The sequence below is a fragment of the Bordetella tumbae genome (assembly GCF_054780995.1).
In genome coordinates this window covers 597,106-616,475 of sequence record NZ_BAAGVG010000018.1, presented here as the reverse complement: position 1 = coordinate 616,475, position 19,370 = coordinate 597,106, and the positions used below count along the sequence as shown (strand labels likewise).

Annotated in this window: 16 protein-coding genes; 9 read left to right on the top strand and 7 right to left on the bottom strand. The window is 58.4% G+C overall.

The window, feature by feature from the left end:
* Window position 1 precedes the first annotated feature (1 nt).
* The 4 genes from ACYVI2_RS17660 (at window position 2) to ACYVI2_RS17645 (ending at window position 2,452) form a co-directional block, all read left to right on the top strand.
* On the top strand, window positions 2–511 hold the full coding sequence (locus ACYVI2_RS17660) for a DoxX family protein (protein ID WP_415815939.1): 510 nt from the start codon (window positions 2–4) through the stop codon (window positions 509–511).
* A gap of 13 nt (window positions 512–524) precedes the next feature.
* Window positions 525–1,166, top strand: a complete 642-nt coding sequence (locus ACYVI2_RS17655; RefSeq protein WP_415816502.1) for a DUF1109 domain-containing protein — start codon at window positions 525–527, stop codon at window positions 1,164–1,166.
* Between the two features lie 84 nt (window positions 1,167–1,250).
* On the top strand, window positions 1,251–1,814 hold the full coding sequence (locus ACYVI2_RS17650; RefSeq protein ID WP_415815937.1) for a sigma-70 family RNA polymerase sigma factor: 564 nt from the start codon (window positions 1,251–1,253) through the stop codon (window positions 1,812–1,814).
* On the top strand, window positions 1,811–2,452 hold the full coding sequence (locus tag ACYVI2_RS17645) for a DUF1109 domain-containing protein (RefSeq protein ID WP_415815935.1): 642 nt from the start codon (window positions 1,811–1,813) through the stop codon (window positions 2,450–2,452). Before ACYVI2_RS17650 ends, ACYVI2_RS17645 begins: the two co-directional genes overlap by 4 nt.
* A gap of 63 nt (window positions 2,453–2,515) precedes the next feature.
* Here the strand turns inward: ACYVI2_RS17645 and ACYVI2_RS17640 are convergent, their stop codons facing one another.
* On the bottom strand, window positions 2,516–4,189 hold the full coding sequence (locus ACYVI2_RS17640) for an ABC-F family ATP-binding cassette domain-containing protein (protein ID WP_415815933.1): 1,674 nt from the start codon (window positions 4,187–4,189) through the stop codon (window positions 2,516–2,518).
* Between the two features lie 118 nt (window positions 4,190–4,307).
* Window positions 4,308–5,216 carry a LysR family transcriptional regulator gene (locus ACYVI2_RS17635; protein ID WP_415815931.1) on the bottom strand — a complete coding sequence of 303 codons (909 nt, stop codon included), beginning with the start codon at window positions 5,214–5,216 and terminating at the stop codon, window positions 4,308–4,310.
* A 224-nt stretch (window positions 5,217–5,440) separates the two neighbouring features.
* Between ACYVI2_RS17635 and ACYVI2_RS17630 the strand changes: the two genes are divergently transcribed.
* Entirely contained in the window at window positions 5,441–6,970 is a 1,530-nt protein-coding gene (locus tag ACYVI2_RS17630; RefSeq protein WP_415815929.1) for an acetyl-CoA hydrolase/transferase family protein, read from the top strand.
* A gap of 21 nt (window positions 6,971–6,991) precedes the next feature.
* Here the strand turns inward: ACYVI2_RS17630 and ACYVI2_RS17625 are convergent, their stop codons facing one another.
* The 3 genes from ACYVI2_RS17625 to ACYVI2_RS17615 form a co-directional block, all read right to left on the bottom strand.
* Window positions 6,992–7,951, bottom strand: a complete 960-nt coding sequence (locus ACYVI2_RS17625; RefSeq protein ID WP_415815927.1) for a dihydrodipicolinate synthase family protein — start codon at window positions 7,949–7,951, stop codon at window positions 6,992–6,994.
* Window positions 7,952–8,448: 497 nt separating this feature from the next.
* Window positions 8,449–11,478 carry an FAD-binding and (Fe-S)-binding domain-containing protein gene (locus tag ACYVI2_RS17620; protein WP_415815925.1) on the bottom strand — a complete coding sequence of 1,010 codons (3,030 nt, stop codon included), beginning with the start codon at window positions 11,476–11,478 and terminating at the stop codon, window positions 8,449–8,451.
* A gap of 31 nt (window positions 11,479–11,509) precedes the next feature.
* Window positions 11,510–12,286 (bottom strand): GntR family transcriptional regulator, encoded by a 777-nt coding sequence (locus tag ACYVI2_RS17615; protein WP_415815923.1) that lies wholly within the window; start codon window positions 12,284–12,286, stop codon window positions 11,510–11,512.
* 211 nt (window positions 12,287–12,497) lie between these two features.
* Here ACYVI2_RS17615 and ACYVI2_RS17610 point away from each other — a divergent pair, with 211 nt between their 5' ends.
* The 4 genes from ACYVI2_RS17610 (at window position 12,498) to ACYVI2_RS17595 (ending at window position 17,000) form a co-directional block, all read left to right on the top strand.
* A complete protein-coding gene (locus tag ACYVI2_RS17610) occupies window positions 12,498–13,694 on the top strand; it encodes a pyridoxal-phosphate-dependent aminotransferase family protein (protein ID WP_415815921.1) in 1,197 nt (398 codons plus the stop codon).
* Between the two features lie 161 nt (window positions 13,695–13,855).
* On the top strand, window positions 13,856–14,929 hold the full coding sequence (locus ACYVI2_RS17605) for a Bug family tripartite tricarboxylate transporter substrate binding protein (RefSeq protein ID WP_415815919.1): 1,074 nt from the start codon (window positions 13,856–13,858) through the stop codon (window positions 14,927–14,929).
* A gap of 15 nt (window positions 14,930–14,944) precedes the next feature.
* The gene (locus tag ACYVI2_RS17600; RefSeq protein WP_415815917.1) at window positions 14,945–15,460 is read left to right on the top strand and encodes a tripartite tricarboxylate transporter TctB family protein; all 516 of its coding nucleotides are present in this window, start codon (window positions 14,945–14,947) and stop codon (window positions 15,458–15,460) included.
* A gap of 22 nt (window positions 15,461–15,482) precedes the next feature.
* A complete protein-coding gene (locus tag ACYVI2_RS17595) occupies window positions 15,483–17,000 on the top strand; it encodes a tripartite tricarboxylate transporter permease (protein ID WP_415815915.1) in 1,518 nt (505 codons plus the stop codon).
* Here the strand turns inward: ACYVI2_RS17595 and ACYVI2_RS17590 are convergent.
* Window positions 16,971–17,999 carry a glycosyltransferase family 9 protein gene (locus ACYVI2_RS17590; RefSeq protein ID WP_415815913.1) on the bottom strand — a complete coding sequence of 343 codons (1,029 nt, stop codon included), beginning with the start codon at window positions 17,997–17,999 and terminating at the stop codon, window positions 16,971–16,973. The genes ACYVI2_RS17595 and ACYVI2_RS17590 overlap by 30 nt on opposite strands.
* A gap of 202 nt (window positions 18,000–18,201) precedes the next feature.
* Window positions 18,202–19,188 carry a ketopantoate reductase family protein gene (locus tag ACYVI2_RS17585; RefSeq protein ID WP_415815911.1) on the bottom strand — a complete coding sequence of 329 codons (987 nt, stop codon included), beginning with the start codon at window positions 19,186–19,188 and terminating at the stop codon, window positions 18,202–18,204.
* Window positions 19,189–19,370: the final 182 nt, after the last annotated feature.

The following is a 19,370-nucleotide window of genomic DNA, read 5'->3' as shown; positions in this document are numbered from 1 at the left end:
AATGTCAGCCCTGCAAGCAAATCAGTCCTCAGCCAGCAAAGGCTTTCCAGTGCTTCCTTCCATAACCGGGCAATGGTTGCAAAGGCTTGCCCAGCCCTGGTTCGTACAACTGCTGCTGCGCATCGCGCTGGCCGTTCCGTTCTGGAAATCTGGCATCCTCAAATGGCAGGGCTTCCTGCAGTTGAACGATATCGCCGTCACGCTGTTCACGGACGAGTTCCGATTACATCTGCCGGGCGGCCCCTATGCGTTTCCCGCGCCCACTGTGTTTGCCTTTCTGTCAGGCTGCGGCGAGGTCCTCTTTCCCGTGCTGCTGGTACTGGGGCTGGGAACACGGTTTGCCGCGATGGGCCTATTCCTGATGACATGTGTCATCCAGTTGACCGTGCCCGACGGTTGGCCTATTCACCTCACCTGGGCCGCGATGGCCTGGGCCATTGTGGCATGGGGTCCGGGCAGGATCTCCATCGATTATCTGCTGGGGGACCGATCCCCCAGGCCCGGGCCGTGAGGCTGCCATGGCAATGAGAACACAAGACCTGGTTTCCCGGCTGGCCTGGAACGTGCCGCCAGTCGAACGCGATGCCGTTCAAAAGCGGCTGACTCACGCACTGACAACGGGCCTTGGCGGCAGCGCCGTCCTGCTCGTGGCGTTGTATGGGATCAGCAGCGACATGCCGCAACAGATCCTGACGCCCATGTTCTGGTTCCGGCTGGCGTTCCCATTAGCAAGCGTCGCAGCAGCGCTAAAACTGGCCGAGCGCCTGGCCAGCCCAGGCGTCTCGCTTGGCCTTGCCTGGCTCGCCACCCTCTTGCCCATTGCAGCGATGCTATTGGTTGCCGCTACACTATGGCTCGCAACGCCTCCTCACTACCGACTGCAATGGGATTTTGGCACGACCGGATGGACTGCTTCGGCCGCCGTCGTATTACTGTCGTTGCCGTCGCTAGCCGCCGTCATGCATGCTCTGAAACGCCTCGCGCCTACCCGCCTGACGCTGACGGGCGCCGCGGCGGGCTTGCTGGGCGGTTCGCAAGGATTGCTGGTTTATGCACTGTACTGCTCGGAAACGCCTGTACCCTTCTGGAGTATCTGGCATGTCTCTGCCATTCTCATCACCGCAGGCATTGGCGCAGTCTGCGCGCCGCGTTACCTGCGCTGGTAATATGCCGCGCCACACTCCTCTATCCATGCGGCATAGCCGCATGGCTCTGTTTAGTGGGCTCGCCCTTGACGGTCCTGCCGACCCATGAATCAGGCAACGCCTCCGCAAGCCGCCGAGGTTCGGCTCAGGGCTCTGCTTTTGCAGGGCCTGGACGGTGACGCACCGTCTTATCATGCATTTCTGCAGGCATTGGGCTCGCACCTGCGGGCGTTCTTGCGCAAGCGCTTGCATAACCAGCCGGCCGATGTCGAGGACCTCGTCCAGGAAATACTGATCGCTGTCCACAATGGCCGCCATACTTATCTACCCAGCCAACCGCTGACGGCTTGGGTGCATGCGATTGCGCGGTACAAGATCGCCGACTACCTGCGCAGCCAGTCTCGTCACGAACGGCGCAATGAGCCCCTGGATGAACAACATGAGATCTTTGCCGACTCTGACGAGCAAGCAGCCCAAGCCAAACGCGATGTCGACAAATTACTGGCTCAATTGCCTGATCGGCATAGACTGCCCATCGTGCATGTGAAGCTGCAGGGATTAACAGTGGCGGAGACGGCCCAACTAACCGGCCTATCGGAATCAGCAGTCAAAATAGGAATACACCGCGGGCTGAAAGCCCTGGCCACAATGATACGAGGTGCACTGTGAAAACGAACGACATGATCTCGATGCTGGCCGCTAACGTCGAGCCAATAGACTACGGCGCGCTGGCTCGACGCTATCGCTGGGCGCTGCTGGCGGGCGGACTCGGCTCTGTGCTGTTGCTGCTGGCGACCTTTGGCATGCGGCCTGATATCGACACGATGCTGGTGACTCCCCTGTTCTGGGCGAAAGTCGCGTTTCCTGTCTGTGTGGCAGCGGCAGCATTATTAGGCGCTGCCCGCCTCTCTCGGCCTGGCATGCTGATGGGGCGCACGTGGCTGCTACTGGCCATGCCAATTGCGCTGGTATGGCTGGCCGCGGCATACACCTTGGTCGTTGCACCGTCGCCCGAACGCCTGCCCATGGTTCTTGGCAGCTCGTGGCGTAGCTGCCCGTTCAACATCACCGTGTTGTCGGTGCCCACGTTCATTGGGGTGTTCTGGGCCATGAAAGGCCTGGCCCCTACACACCTGCGAAAGGCCGGAGCCATCGCGGGTCTGCTTGCCAGTTCGGTCGCCTCAATTGCCTATTGTCTGCATTGCCCCGAAATGGAGGTTGCATTCTGGGCGGTGTGGTATCTGATCGGCATGTTGATTCCCGCCGCGTTGGGTGCGTTGCTGGGGCCACGTCTGCTGCGGTGGTAAAGGAAGCTCGGAGCCAACGCGGGACAACGCGATTCCGGCCTACCGCGGGACATGCCCAGCAGATCAAACAGCAGCACGGGAGCTTGCTGCCTCTCGTTGGCGCTTGGCTTCTTCCAGCAAATAAACCTGGTAATCATCCAGATCACCGTCAAAATCCGTCACCCCGCCACGCGATACCATCCAGAATTCGTCGCAAACGGAACGCAGTAACGCGCGATCATGGCTGACCAGCATCACCGAGCCTTCGAACTCGTTCAAGGCGACGCCCAGCGCCTCGCGAGTCGCCAGATCCAGATGGTTGGTCGGCTCGTCGAGCAGCAACAGATTGGGTCGCTGCCAGACGATCATGCATAAGACCAGGCGGGCTTTTTCGCCTCCGCTCATGCTGCCGACAGGCTGCTTGACCATATCGCCGCTGAAATTGAAGGTCCCCAGGAAATTACGCAGGCCTTGTTCGCGACAATCCATGGCGCTGGGGCGGACGCTGGCGGGTGTGTCGCGCACCAGGCGGATCATGTGTTCCAGCGGGTTATCGGCGGGTCGCAAGACATCCAACTCTTGTTGTGAGAAATAACCGATATTCAAGCCCTTTCCGGTAATGATCTCGCCCGCGATCGGCTGCAATGCGCCGGCGATGGTTTTCACCAGTGTGGATTTGCCCTGTCCGTTGGCACCCAGAATACCGATGCGCTGTCCCGCCAACACAGAACGATTGATGTTCTGCACGATGACGATGGGCTTTGCGTCGGCCGACGCCTCTGCGGGCGGCGGGTAACCACAGCTCGTCGCGGACATGGCCAGCATAGGGTTGGGCCGGCTAAAGGGCTCTTTGAATTCGAACTGGAATTCGGCATCCGCCAGGACAGGTGCGATCTTTTCCATGCGCTCGAGCGCCTTGACACGGCTCTGTGCCTGCTTGGCCTTGCTGGCTTTTGCTTTGAAACGATCGATGAATTTTTGCAGATGTGCGGCTTTTTCCAGCTGCTTGGCATGCGCGGCCTGTTGCAGCAGCATTTGCTCTGCCCGCATGTCCTCGAATTTGCTGTAATTACCACCGTAGCGCACCAGTTTTCCGTGGTCGATATGCAGCGTGACGCCGGTGACGGCATCGAGGAACTCACGATCATGGCTGATCACCACCATCGTACCCGCGTAGTTTTTGAGCCAGGCTTCCAGCCACACCAAGGCATCCAAGTCCAAGTGGTTGGTGGGCTCGTCAAGCAGCAGCAAATCCGACGGGCACATCAGCGCGCGCGCCAGCTGCAGGCGCATACGCCATCCGCCCGAAAAGCTGTTTACGGGCCGATCGAGCTCGGCCACGCTGAAACCCAGCCCCAAAATGAGCGCCTGCGCGCGAGCCGGCGCATCGTGCGCCCCGGCGTCGTGCAACGCCGTGTAGGCATATGCCATGCGCATGCCGTCCTCGCTGGCCTCGGAGGCGGCGACTTCGGCTTGCGCCGCCATCAGAAGGGTGTCGCCCTCCACGACGAAGTCCGTCGCACTCTGTTCGGTTTCCGGCATGTCTTGCGCGACCTGCGACATGCGCCATTGCGTGGGAATGGAAAACTCGCCGCTATCCTCATGCAAAGTGCCGTTGAGTACTGCAAATAACGAGGATTTTCCTGCACCGTTACGGCCAACCAGGCCCACTTTTTCCCCGGGATTGAGCGTAACGGAGGTTTTGTCGAGCAATACTTTGCTACCGCGACGCAAGGTCACGTTCTTGAGGATGATCATTGGGGATAAGTCTTCTCTTATACGCGTGGCACGCGAATCTTTCTTGATTTTACATGGGGTGTGCTCGCTGATACCGTAGAAATAGCCGGCGCACGAGCCGATTTTCCCCAGGCTAAGGCTATTTACGTTTTCGTGGCGGCTTGCCTGCGCCGAGGACCTCGCGCGCCACGTCCAGCCACGCGCGCGCGGCATACGACAGATATCGTTGCTGTACCCAGACATGCCCGATTTCCCATTGCACGCCTGACCGCGCCAGGCGCGCAGTACTCACGCCTCTGACGTTCAATTTCCGCATCAATGGCTCGGGCAGCAGGGCCACCCCCAGATCGGCCGAGGCCATGGACGCCAGAAAATCCCAATGCGCACTCTGCGCGGCAATCGTCGGCGTGAATCCATGCTGCAGACAGGCAGCACGCAGCCGCCTCGTCAATGCAAAATCATCGGTCGGAATCAGCAAAGGAACATCCCGCAAGGCAGCCAGAGGGACGGCCGTCTTGCCGTGCCAGCTGGCCTTGGGCGGACCTACTGCCCACAGCGCATAACTGCCAAAGCGCTCGCTCTGCAATGGTCCTTGGTCAGACACAGGCAACACCGTTGCGCCCACCTCCAGTTCACCGGCAACGACCAGCCGCTCTACGCCCTGCCCGGTGTCTTCGCGCAGAGTGAGACGGATCTCGGGGTACTGCTCGCGAAAGCGCTTGACCACCGGTGTAAACAACATATTGATCATGGGTGGAATACCCACGACCAACTCGCCTCGACGCAACTCCACGGCCTCGCGGACCTCGGCGTTCAGCTGCTGCATCGCACCGAGGATGTGCAGCCCCCGCTCATAGACGATACGGCCGGTATCCGTGGGACGCGCCGTGTGGCCTTCGCGTATCAACAGCGGCGTGCCGACCTCGTCTTCCAGTTGGCGGATCATCTTGCTGACGGTGGATTGCGTCACGAACAAGGCTTGCGCTGCCCGCGTAAAGCTGGCTGTACGCACCGTCTCCACGAAATAGCGCAGGGCGCGAACGTCCATGGCAAAGTTTCCTTAAGCCCAAATCATGAAAAAAACGACTTATTTCTATGATTTTAAGTCGTTATTCATTTTTTGTGATGCTTTCTATACTGCGGAAAACTTCGTGCCCCCGACACAACTGGGAGCACAGCTCAACTCAAAACGCCGCGATAGACGGTGTCCTGGATCTGAGGCTACGAGCCCATCCCGACACCCCCGGCCGCACCCTGTGCCTGGAGACAAGCATGCATTCCGATCGAATCCGCCACCCTGCCCTGCAACAACGCATCGTCAGCGCCAATGAGGCCGCGCGACTCGTACAAGACGGTATGACGGTAGGCATGAGCGGATTTACGCGCGCCGGAGACTGCAAATCCGTGCCGGCCGCGATCGCCGAACGCGCCTCCCGCGAATCGCTGCAAATTACCCTGATCACCGGTGCATCGCTCGGCCACGATACCGACAAGCAATTGGCGCAGGCTGGCGCGCTAGCGCGTCGCATGCCCTTTCAGGTGGATACCACCCTGCGCCGGAAGATCAATAACGGTGAAATCGCGTTCATCGACCAGCACCTTTCTGAGACAGCGGAACAATTGCGCGCCGGACACCTGGCGCCTGTAGATGTCGCCATCATCGAAGCCGCGGCGATTACCGAAGATGGCGGTATCGTACCCACGATGTCAGTCGGCAACTCTGCATCGTTCGTGCAGCAGGCCAAGCGCATCATCGTCGAACTGAACGTCGCTGTGCCTGCAGCCATTGAGGGGCTGCACGACATCTACGTACCCGGTCCGCGCCCCGGCCGCGCGCCTTTGTCGTTGACCCAAGTTCAAGATCGTATGGGTCAGACGTATATCCAGGTCGATCCAGAGCGCATTTCCGCCATCGTCATTACCCATGAGCCGGACAGCCCGTCCAATGCATTACCTCCCGATGAGGAAACTGATGCGATCTCGGCACATATCGTGAATTTCCTGCGCCACGAAGTCGAACTGGGCCGTTTGAGCAAATCGTTGCTGCCTTTGCAGGCTGGCATAGGCACTATTGCCAACGCTGTGCTGCATGGCTTTGGCGAGTCCGATTTCGAGCAGTTGACCATGTATTCCGAGGTCCTGCAAGACAGCGCCATAGAGCTGCTCGACTCCGGAAAACTGGCTTTCGCATCAGCGTCGTCGATTACCGTGTCGACTCCGGTATACCACCGTATTCTGAATAATCTGGAACACTATCGCGAGCGCCTGGTACTGCGTCCGCAGGAAATCAGCAACGCACCTGAATTGGTGCGGCGCCTGGGGGTCATCGCCATCAATACCGCGCTGGAATGCGATATCTATGGCAACGTGAACTCCACGCATGTGGGGGGCACCCACATGATGAATGGCGTGGGCGGGTCGGGCGACTTTGCCCGCAATGCCAGTCTGGCCATTTTTGTGACGAAATCCACGGCCAAGCAAGGCGATATTTCCAGCATCGTGCCCATGGTGGCCCACGTAGACCACAACGAGCATGATGTGGACATCATCGTGACCGAGTGCGGCCTGGCCGATTTGCGCGGTCTCTCCCCGCGCGAACGCGCCCGATCCGTCATCGCCAACTGCGTGCATCCGTCGTATCGCGACGAGCTCCAGCGCTATTTCGACAGCGCCTGCGCGCGAGGCGGTCAGACACCGCATCTGTTATCGGAGGCCTTTGCCTGGCATACCCGTTTCGAGCGCACGGGATCCATGCACCCTGCGCCGACATACGTACCGGTCGCCATGGCCGAAACAGCCTGAGCAAGCCCGCCCCGCGAGAACCTACTCTGTCTGAAGGCGCGCATCCGCCCGGCTGCGCGCCAGATGCGCAGCAACGTCCTCCGTGGACGGCAATCTCGCTAGCACCTGCCCCAGTCGCTTGGCCAACGCCTCACTGACTGGCGTCATCGGCAAGCGCACCTCGTTCGTGCTGACGCCTAAAGAAGCCAATACCTGTTTGATAGGACTTGGGTTCGGCTCTTGGAACAGCAATCTGATCATCGGCTTTAACGATGCAAACAGCATCGCAGCGTCGTCATGATGACCTAATTTTGTGAGAGTCATCACCGCCACAAATATGTCCGGCCGTATATGAGCAGATGCAGAAATGGCACCACTTCCGCCCTGCAGACAGTGATCGAAAAAGGCCATGTCTTCCCCACAGAGCGCATTGATTTTTCTACGGGCGTTCATGGCGGAAAGCACAATAGGGTCGCATTCCTTGACAGCGACACAGCTGGTGTATTGACAAAGATGCTCCATCAATTCGACCGACAGCACCGTGCCCGTTCGCTTGGGGATGTTGTAGATAATGATTGGCCGTTTTGTCGCCCAGGCCACTTCTTTGTAGTGCCATACGATACCGTCGGCGGCGGGACAGAGATAATAAGGCGGAGGAACGAGCCATCCATCCGGCTTTAATCTATCCAGCTTCCGAATACCTAGACACATCGTTCGCGTATCGACGGCACCCGCGCCTAGAACGATAGGCATCTGCGGCGCCGCCTCTCGTACCGCACTCACAATACGGGACTTTTCGTCCAGCGTAATCAGATTACCCTCGCCTGTGGAACCAAACAGGACAAGACCAGAGATTCCGGACGCCGAGCAATAGCAGGCCAGCGACTGCACAGCGGGAATATCTAGTTGGCCGTCGCGGAAAGGGGTGATCAGTGGTAACCACAGCCCATCGAAATTGACGCTCGTATCAGTCAGCGCCGCCTCCTTATTCGCAGTCAACATTCCGGCAGCTCCGAAGGGTCGATGATTATCCTGCCGAACTGCGCTGCAGGAATATGTTCCATTACCCCGCACATGAGCTCGTCGATAAATTGGCCATGCAGGCCAACTCGATAGGTGATGCTTTGAGAATGACAAACGGTGTCGGCGGAATCTATGTCGATCGATGACACGTGACATCGGCTCAACTCATGATGCGCCAGTAGCGCATATCTCGAATCCACGCGAATGAAAATAAACACTTTGCCGGCACTCGGGCTGCCCTGCGGGGGACGCGGGCGTGGCCGGGACTCTGACATTACGTTTCGGGGCAGCATTTTTCTCAGGGCAACCATATCTTGTCAGCGAAATGGATCTATCGATTAACTGCATCGATCACTTTCAGTGTAAGAACTTGGTTGTAAAGACGCCGTTAAGACGCCTTGGCTTTCCCTAAAATTTCCGTAAATTTTGAAATTCCTGAGAAAAGTACGACAGAAGCCGGGATGTGACTGACTCGGTCAAGGTGCAGCCAATGCCCTCTGCAATACGCATGCTACATGCTCAGCCCGCAGGCCGCCTTCCTTTTGAGTGCCATCGGCAATCTGATGACGACAACTGGTGCCATCCGCAACCAGCAACGTGTCAGCGCCCGCCTTACGCACAGCAGGCAACAACGACAGCTCGGCCATTTTCATGGAAGTCTCGTAGTGCGACGCCTCGTAGCCAAAGCTGCCCGCCATACCGCAACAACTCGACTCGATCAATTCCACCTTTAACCCTGGTATCAGCGCCAGTATCTGCTGGACAGGTTTGACGGCGTCGAAGGCCTTTTGGTGACAATGGCCGTGCAGCAATGCACGTTTTTCCGGCAAGGGATTCAGTTTCAGGTCGAGGCGGCCAGCCTTCAGTTCGTTGGCCAGGAATTCTTCGAACAGATAGGCTTGCCGAGACAGTGCCTGGGCATCAGCACCCAAGCCCATCACCAAAAATTCATCGCGCAGCGACAGCAGACAGGAGGGTTCCAGGCCAACGATGGGTACGCCCCGTGCGACGAACGGCTGCAGGGCATTCACCACACGACGTGCTTCGGCTTTCGCTTGATCGACCATGCCTGCCGACAGATAGGTCCGGCCGCAACATAATGGACGATCGGGTTCGGCGTCGTTCGCCGCAGGACTTGCGACGTAGACCCGACAGCCAGCGGCTTGCAGGACGGCGAGCGCCGCATGGGCGTTCTCGGATTCAAAGTAGTTGTTAAACGTATCGGCAAACAGCACGACGTCGGCCGTGTCTGCATCGACCGACGTAGACCGATCGGTGAAAACGTCATTGCGCCAGGTCGGCAGCGTCCGCTTTGATGAAAATCCCAACAGGCGCTCGGATAGCCAGGCCGCCCCCGGCAAGGTGTTGCGCAGATTAAACAAGAACGAAAAACGGGCGGCCCAAGGCGCCCAGCGCGGCAGCGTGGCAATGAGTTTGTCTTTCAGCGCCAGCCCTCGTTTTTGACGCCATTGGCTCATGAATTCGATTTTCATGCGCGCCATGTCGATGCCGGTGGGACAGTCGCGCTTGCAGCCTTTGCAACTGACGCACAGATCCATGGTGGCGCGCATCTCATCAGAGGTCAATGCATCCTCTCCGAGTTGGCCTGACAGCGCCAGTCGCAACGTGTTGGCGCGGCCGCGGGTCAGGTGCTGTTCGTCGCGTGTGACGCGATAGCTGGGGCACATGGTGCCCGCGTCGAACTTGCGGCAATGCCCGTTGTTGTTGCACATCTCCACTGCCTTGGCCAAGCCCTGAGCGGGATCACCGCCCGTGCCGGGATCGCCGACAGTTTCCGAGGCAGGATCGTTGCTCACGTTCCAGGCGGACCAATCCAGTACGGGCGTGAGCGGAATGATCCGATAGTCGGGCTTGAAACGAAACAAGGCTCGATCGTCCATCTTTGTACTGCGCACGATCTTGCCCGGATTCATCAACCTGTCTGGATCAAAAGCATCCTTGATGGCTTCGAACGCACGCGTGAGCTGAGGTCCGAACTGCCATGCTACCCATTCGCTGCGCACCAGGCCATCGCCATGCTCGCCGGAAAAGGCACCCTTGTATCGTCGCACCAGCTCTCCGGCCTCTTCGGCGATCGCGCGCATCTTTGCCGCGCCGTCCCGGCGCATATCCAGAATGGGCCTGACGTGCAGCGTGCCGACAGAGGCGTGCGCATACCATGTCCCTTTCGTACCGTGCTTGGAAAACACATCGGTCAACTGACTGGTGTATTCGGCCAGATGCTCCAGCGGCACCGCACAGTCTTCGATGAAAGAAACCGGCTTGCCGTCTCCGCGCATGCTCATCATGATGTTGAGCCCTGCCTTGCGGACGTCCCATAGTGCCTTCTGGGCTGCTGCCTCCGGCATTTCCACCACCGAGCCAGGCAATCCCAGGTCGCCCATCAACTCGACCAGCTTTGCCAGGCTGGCCAATTGCTCATCCTGCGATTCGCCTGCGAATTCGACCAGCAGAATGGCTTCGGGCTCACCGATCAGCGCTTTCTCGATGACAGGGCGAAACGCGGGGTTGCTGCGGGCCAGGTCGATCATGGTTTTGTCGACCAACTCCACCGCGCACGGACCTAGCCCCACGATGTGACGGGCCGAATCCATGGCCTGATAAAAGGTGGGGAAATTGACCACGCCCAGCGCTTTGGCGGCGGGCAAAGGCGACAACTTGAGCGTGATGCTTCGGGTATAGGCCAGCGTACCTTCACTGCCCACCAGCATATGGGCGAGATTGACCTGGCCATCGGCCGTATAGGGGCGCGAACTCTGCGGATGAAAAATATCCAGGTTATAGCCGCCCACGCGGCGCAACACGTCGGGCACCATGCGCTCGATCTCGTCGCGCTCGCGGGCAGCGATATCCTGCAGCGTTTCCATGAGGGCCTGTATGCGAGGCGGCGCATTGCCCATGCGGCTGGCGTCAGTAAAAGTCGCCGCCGTGCCGTCCAACAACAATGCATCGATGCTCAGCACGTTATGCACCATGTTGCCGTAGGCGATCGATCTCGAACCACAGGAATTGTTGCCTGCCATGCCACCCAGTGTGCACTGGGCCGACGTGCTGACATCCACCGGAAACCACACACCATGCGGCTTCAGCCATGCATTGAGATGATCCAGCACGATACCCGGCTCTACCGTGACAGTCATGGCAGCCAGATTGAAATCGAGGACGCGATTGAGATATTTACTGTTGTCAATGACCAGTGCCGCCCCGACAGTCTGGCCACATTGCGAGGTACCAGCACCGCGCGCCAGCACCGGTACAGACAGCTCACGGCACACGTTCAGCGCTGTTGCGGCGTCTGCGCTTGTCCTGGGAATCAACACGCCAACGGGTTCGATCTGATAGATGGACGCATCGGTGGAATAGCGTCCACGTGGGCCACGCTCGAACAACACCTCACCTTGTGTTTCACGACGCAGGCGAGCGGCCAGCTCTAGATGCAATGGATTCAATTCGGCTTGTGCTTGTGAGGATAACGGCGCGTTCATGGTTGTCCTGCATCAGATCGATTGAGGGATATCAGGATTCGCCTGGGTCGTCAGGGATATCCGCGTTATGGGTAGTGCTCAAGGTATCGGCGTGCAGCCTCAGACTCTCGAGGACGGCCTCGCCTTTGCGTCGTAAATGGTCGCGCATGATCTGCGCGAGTCGGGGACCATCGCGTGACGCCAGCGCATCGACCATTTCCAGGTGCTCGCGCATGGCCCTGTCCCATTTTTCATGGTTCAGATTGGAGCGAAAGCGCAGGTTCTGCAGGCGCAGGTTGATGTTCTGATAGACCTGCGACAGCAGATGATTCTGGCCCGCGGCATTGATGCGGTCGTGAATCGCACGATTGACGTGGTAGTACGACGACAGATTCTGCCTGGCATGACAGGCCTGCATTTCAAAAGTCAGCGCCCGGATCTCTGCGATTTCCTGCTCGGTGATGTGCTGGCAGGCCAATTCGCCGGATAATGCCTCGAGCGCACCCATGACTTCAAAGCTTTCCCGGATGTCCTTCTCGGACAAGGCCACCACATGCGCGCCACGATTAGGCTGAATGCGGACCAGCCCCTCTGCCGAGAGCAAGCGAAATGCTTCGCGTAACGGCGTACGCGACACCTGCAGCCGATCACACAGCTCTCGTTCATTCAGGCGCGCACCTGCGGCCAGTTCACCCTCGATGATCATCTCGCGCAGCCGGTCGGCGATGGTCGCTGGCAGCGTGCGTCGGTCGACGGCCTCTGGCGCCTGTGCAGGCTCGGCCGTCAGCGAGGAGGAATGATGAGGTAGGCTCACGGAGTCGATTTTCATTTGTATACAAATTCAAGAGGCATGCACGTCATCGGCGTTGTCCGTCCGCTGCCATGCCCGGCCGATCGGATGAGTTCCCTATTTTACTGGCCCCTGTGTCTCCCGAAATTGCTGTGGTGCCGCATAAGTTTTGCTTGCGAAATCGCAGTCTTGATGCGTATTCTTCACCAAGATTTGTATTTTGTATACAAATTCATGAGGAGCCCTACACATGCTGCCACTGCATTCCCACCCTTCCGGCCGTCATTTTCTCCAGATCCCGGGCCCGACGAACGTGCCTGATCGTGTGCTGCGCGCTATCGACAACCCCACCATCGACCATCGCGGCCCGGAATTCGGCGAACTGGGCAAAGCCGTGCTGGCAGGCATGAAAAAGGTATTCAAGACCGAATCGGATGTGATCATCTACCCGGCCTCGGGCACCGGCAGTTGGGAAGCCGCGTTGGTCAATACGATGTCGCCCGGCGACAAAGTCTTGATGGCAGAAACCGGCCACTTTGCAACGCTGTGGAAAAAGGTCGCAGAAAGGCTGAAGCTGCGCGTGGAGTTCCAGGAGGGCGATTGGCGGCATGGCGCAGATCCCGAACAGATCGGCAAACGCCTGGCTGCCGATACCGGCCATGAAATCAAAGCGGTATGCGTAGTGCACAACGAGACGGCCACCGGCGTCGTCAGCGATGTCGCGGCAGTGCGCAAAGCTATCGATGATGCCAACCATCCTGCGTTGTTGATGGTGGATACGATCTCTTCCCTGGCATCGATCGACTATCGGCACGACGAATGGGGTGTCGATGTCACAGTCGCGGGCTCGCAAAAAGGGCTGATGTTGCCAGCTGGACTGTCGTTTAACGCGATCAGCGCCAAGGCCTTGAAGGCCTCCGAGACCGCTGCGCTGCTGCGTTCCTACTGGGACTGGAAGGAAATGCTGGCGATCAATCCAAGCGGATACTTTCCCTACACCCCCGCGACCAACTTGCTTTATGGCCTGTACGAAGCATTGCAGATGCTGTTTGCCGAGGGTTTGGAAAATGTGTTTGCGCGGCACAAGCGGCATGGAGAAGCCACCCGCCGTGCCGTGCATGCGTGGGGGCTGGAGATCCTGTGCCGAAAGCCTGAAGAATATAGTCCGGCGTTGACGGCCGTGATGATGCCAGAGGGGCATAGCGCAGATGCGTTCCGCAAGACGGTGCTGACCCACTTCAATATGTCCTTGGGCCAAGGCCTGAGTAAAGTTTCGGACAAGATTTTCCGTATTGGCCATCTGGGCGATTTCAATGATTTGACGCTATGCGGCACGCTGTCCGGCGTGGAAATGGGATTGAGCAAAGCCGGTGTGCCGCATAAGCCCGGCGGTGTACAGGCAGCGCTGGATTATCTGTCGCAAACCTGCAAGGCATACCCATCCTAGACCGCGCCACCGGCACACGAATCAAGTAGGTCAAGCAACACCATCGAATACAAAGTCCGACACAGGGGAACAACAACAGGACTCGCTGTACAGACAGGAAGGCTCACAAACTAAGCGTACCGACACAGGACGCTCCCGTGGTACGACCCGGAGGAGACATCATGAAGCACCTGACTCACAGACCATCAACGCCATATTCCCACGCCGTACCAGCGGCAAATACCGCTCGGCCTCGACTGGCCAAAACATCGCTTTTCATCGCATCGCTGGGCGCGCTGGCCAGCCTCTCTGCGCTACCCGCTCACGCATGGGAACCCACGCGTCCTGTGGAAATCATCGTGCCTGCAGGTGCGGGCGGTGCGTCCGATCAAATGGCGCGCACGATTCAGAGCATCATTCTCAAGCACAAGCTGATGAAGCAGACCACGCTGGTGCTGAACAAAGGCGGTGCCAGCAGAGCCGAAGGCATCATGGATACCAAGGCTTCTCCCAAGAATCCACACAAGCTGATGGTGGCGTTTTCAGCCATCTACACCCTACCTCTCGCGGTGAACCTGCCTTTCAATTGGCGCGACCTGACACCCGTGGCCATGATTGCGCAGGATGAATTTCTGTTGTGGACCAATGCCGAAGCACCCTACAAAACCGCTGCCGATTATCTGAAGGCCGTTAAAGCAGCGCCTCCCGGACAGTTCAAAATGGGAGGCACAGGCGCCAAGCGCGAAGATCAGATCATCACCGTAGCGCTGGAAAAAGCCGCCGGCGTAAAGTTCACCTACGTCCCCTACAAAAGCGGCGGTGAAGCCGCCACGCAGCTCGTGGGCAAGCATACCGAGTCCAACGTAAACAACCCCAGCGAAAACATTGCGCAGTGGCGTGCGGACCAGGTCAATGCCTTGTGCGTGTTCTCTGACAAGCGCATGGTCTACACCGAAAAGGTCACCAAGACCCAATCCTGGGCCGATATCCCGACCTGCAAAGAAGCCGGCTACGACGTGCAATATCAGATGCTGCGCGCGTTCTTCCTGCCGCCGGACAGCACGGCCGAACAGGCCGCGTACTACGCCGACCTCCTCAAGAAAGTCAGCGAGACACCCGAATGGAAGGACTACCTGGCCAAACAGGCGCTCAAGGGTGACTACCGGACCGGCGAAGACTTCGTGAAATTCCTGGAGCAGGACGAGGCCAAGCACAAAGCCTTGATGCAAGAAGCCGGTCTAGCCGCCAAGAAATAAGCCCGAGGAATCAGGATGGATCAACCGCAAACACAGGGGAGCCCGTCGGGAGGCGGGCTGTCGCATAGTGCCGTCGACGCAATCACCGCGGTCGTATTTTTTGCCGTGGGCGTAGTCATGATGGTGGATAACTACCGCATAGGTATCACCTGGGCCGCTGACGGACCTGAGTCTGGGTACTTCCCGTTTCACATCGGGCTCATCATCTGCATTGCCAGTGTTGCGGTGTTCCTGAAGGCAATGTTCGGCAAGCACCGTAATCAGGAAATCTTTGTCAGCTGGGCGCGATTCCGCCTGGTGCTGCTGGTACTGCTGCCAACTGCCTTGTACGTTCTGTTTATTCAAATGGTGGGGATTTATGTGGCGTCGGTGCTGTTCATCGCTGCCTTCATGCGATTGCTCGGCAAGATCAGCTGGCTCAAGACGATACTGGTCAGCGTTGGCGTAAACGCGGTGCTGTTCTGGATGTTCGAAGTTCAGTTCATGGTTCCCCTGCCTAAAGGCCCGCTAGAAGCCTTGTTCGGCTACTGAAACCAGGAACAGGAGACCTCAAGTGGATGAACTGACCGCGTTATTCCATGGCTTTTCTACAGTGCTCAGCTGGTACAACCTGGGCATGATGTTCATCGGCCTGGTGCTAGGCGTCATCATCGGCGTGCTGCCCGGCCTGGGCGGACCGAACGGCGTGGCGATCCTGCTGCCGCTGACCTTTACCATGCCGCCCACCTCAGCCATCATCATGCTGTCGTGTATTTATTGGGGATCGTTATTCGCAGGCGCGATTACGTCGATTCTCTTCAACATCCCAGGGGAAACGTCTTCGGTGGCCACCACCTTCGATGGCTATCCCCTGGCGCAACAGGGCCGTGCCGGCAATGCACTGACCGCGTCGTTCACCGGTTCGTTTGTGGGCGCGCTGTCAGGGGTGCTGTTGATCACCTTTCTGGCGCCCCTAGTGTCCAAATTCGCCTTGCGCTTTGGCCCACCGGAATTCTTTGCGGTATTCCTGCTGACCTTCTGCAGTTTTGTGGGCACGGACAAGAAGACACCATTCAAGACCATCATTTCCATGATGTTGGGTTTTGGTTTGGCAGCAATAGGCATGGACACTGTCAGCGGCGAGTTGCGCATGACGTTCGGCTGGTCGGAATTGCTGCGCGGAGTGGATTTTCTGGTCGTCGTGATCGGACTTTTCGGTATCGGCGAAATTCTGGTCAGCATGGAAGAAGGCCTGAAATTCGAGGGCAAAAGCGGCCGCATCAATCTCAAGGTAGTGCTGCAAACCTGGAAGGAAATGCCCAAATACTGGATGACGCTGATACGCAGCACGCTAGTCGGCTGCTGGATGGGCGTGACGCCGGGCGGTGCCACGGCAGCATCATTCATGGGCTATGGATTAGCTCAGCGGTTTTCGCGCAACGGCCATAAATTCGGCACCGGCGAAATCGAGGGCGTCATTGCGCCCGAGACAGCCGCTCACGCATCGGGTACATCCGCCTTGCTGCCCATGCTGGCATTGGGCATTCCGGGTTCGGCCACGGCGGCAGTGCTATTGGGAGGCTTGATGATCTGGGGCCTGCAGCCCGGCCCGCTGCTCTTTACCGAACAAAAAGATTTCGTCTGGGGCTTGATCGCCAGCATGTATCTCGGCAATTTCGTGGGCCTGATCATCGTGCTGAGCACGGTACCGCTGTTTGCCGCGATACTGCGCATCCCCTTTGCCATCGTCGCTCCCATCATCATCGTCGTATGTGCAATTGGCGCGTATTCGGTCAATAACGCCATGCTCGATGTGTGGTTCATGCTGCTGTTCGGGGTAATAGGCTATGTGCTGAAAAAGCTGTCGTACCCGCTGGCGCCCATGATTCTGGCGCTGGTTCTGGGCGATCGCATGGAGGACGCTTTCCGGCAGTCCATGCTGGGCCCAGGCACCGGCCTGCATGTGTTCTGGTCCAACGGCTTGGTCGGGACGATCACAACGCTGGCGCTGATCATGCTGTTCTGGCCGCTGATATCCCTGCTCTGGCGCCTGGTGCGTAAATCAGGCCGCGACACGGTCTCGCAGCACTGACCCAGCCTCGAGAGTACCGGCGGGTCCCGCCGTGCGGCTCTCCTGACCACTGAGCCAAAGCGGACGCGGCGTGTGCAACACTCGAAAACACGCCGCGGCCACCTGGCCCGGCGATACCAATTGAATGCCGACACTTCCCGGCTCAGGATACACGGCCTCGGTATAGGATCGTGCCCAGAACCACTCGGGGTTGGCTTCGTTGAATACACCGACATAAGGCACGCATACGCCCTGCCCGATGTGCGACGGGCCGCAGTCATTGGCGACGATCAGCCGTGCGTTGAGCATCAGCGCCGCTAATTCCGGCACGGTACAACCGACGACGAGTTGAAAATCCGGCCGATTCAATGCATGAAGAGCAGCCTGCTCGGCAGCCTCGGCAGGGCCCAGAACGAAGCTGAAGCGGGTATCCGCCCCTAACGTAGCCTTGAGCAGGTCAGCCAGCGCGACGAAGTTATCCACGCCCCAACGCTTGAACTCACCATCACCGCCGCCTGGAATCAGCACGATATCCGCTGAAACGCCAGGCTGCGGAGCCGATGCAGCGATGCTCGCAAAACAATCGCGTGCAGTGATTTCAGGCTGCACGGCACGATAAGTACCTAAAAGAGATAAATTAGCCAGGCCGATGTATTCGTTGATGTCTTTACGCCAGCCATGCGTCCAGATGAAATCGAGCAAACGGTTATTCTGGAAGCCCAACCGTACTTTGGGCATGCGCAGCATATTGACGATGGCGTAGCGCTCGCTGGTATGGTGCAGACACACTGTCATGTCCGCCCGCCACGGCATTGCGCGTGCGGCCGCATACAGGCTATCGACCTGCACGAACTCGTCCACCCACGGCAAGGGCAAATAGTAGCCAGACACCGCATGCTGCCCAACCACCCGCAGCGTGGCCTGTGGCCACCATTGCTTTAATTGATAAAGCGCTGGGAACGAGGCGATCTGATCACCGAATTTGTCCCGGCTGCGAATATAAACAGCGATCTCTTTCATGCGTACCGAATAACCCCTGCGGGGAACATCACGCGGCCGATTTTAGCTGTGGGTGGGCTTGAAAGTCTGCTGGTTTATGAATAAATGGTTAGATTTTTTACGGCCTGAGCCAGCTCATGAAATATTAGATTTCATAGGAGAATCAGGTTTCTTCGACCTATCGCATCGCACAAATCATGAACAAACGGTAATGTATTTTTGGCTATTTCTGCGCGCCCAGTGCGAGCGCCTGATCCACGCCCCGCAATAGCGCCACCACGGTGTCCAGATATGGGGACGCAAGGCCCAGTTCTCGTGCGAACTGCTGTGGTTGCCCCAATAGTGCATCCGCCTCGATCCGTCTGCCCAACAGCACGTCTTGCAGCATCGAGGGTCGGCCATTGGATGCCAATTGCGTGCTCACTGCTCCTAGAGCGTGATCATCCGTAATCGGGGATCCAAGCGTACGTGCAATGTTGGCGACCTCTAACGCCAACCCGCGCTGAATGTCAGGCAAGCCTGGAATTTGAGAGCAATGGGCCGATGCGAGCCTCGTCAACGCACAAAACGGACTGCCAACCGCGTTACGCAACAGCTTGCGCCATATCTCGTAGCGGATATCGGCAGTGGTCTCGCCACCCAGTCCAGCGCTGCTGAACAGTTCGGCAAGCCTGCCCGCCCGTCCCGGCAAACTGCCATCCGGCTCGCCGAAAATATAGCGATTCACGCCGCGATGCAACGCCCGCCCGGGCGCCTCGACCTCGTTGGCGGAATAGATCACCGTCCCCAGCGCACGCTCTGGGCCTAGACGATTCCACAGTGCACCATCAGGGTCGAGCAACGGCAGCGCCCCCTCCCCCTTGTTCCAACCATAGTTCCACCACCAAGGAATGCCATTCGATAGAAACGCGACGACACCATCAGGCGCCAATAGCTGGCGCAATGCGTCAGCCTGTGCAGGCACACTCGCGGCCTTTAGCGCGACGAGCACGATATCCTGGGGCGGCAGCGTCGCCGGGTCGTCAGTGGCATGATCAAAATGGGCATGCCATTGCTCTCCATCGATATGGCGCAAGGACAAACCATGCGAACGGATGGCCGCCAAATGCGGGCCCCGCGCCACGATACTTACCTCTCCCACCCCTGCACTAGCGAGTCGCACTGCCACATTGCTGCCGACCGCACCTGCGCCGAATACGCAAATCTTCATGTCGTCCTCAAGCTGAAGCCCGCATGGCGGGGATCGCCTACAGTCGCGGGAAATCGATATCCCATTGTAGATATGCCGTGCGTGCATGACGCTTGCTAAATTGACCATGCGACATCAAGATCGCATCCACGCACCCGTGTCTATCGAGCGCAACTCCAATAAGGACAACCGGCTTGCTGAAC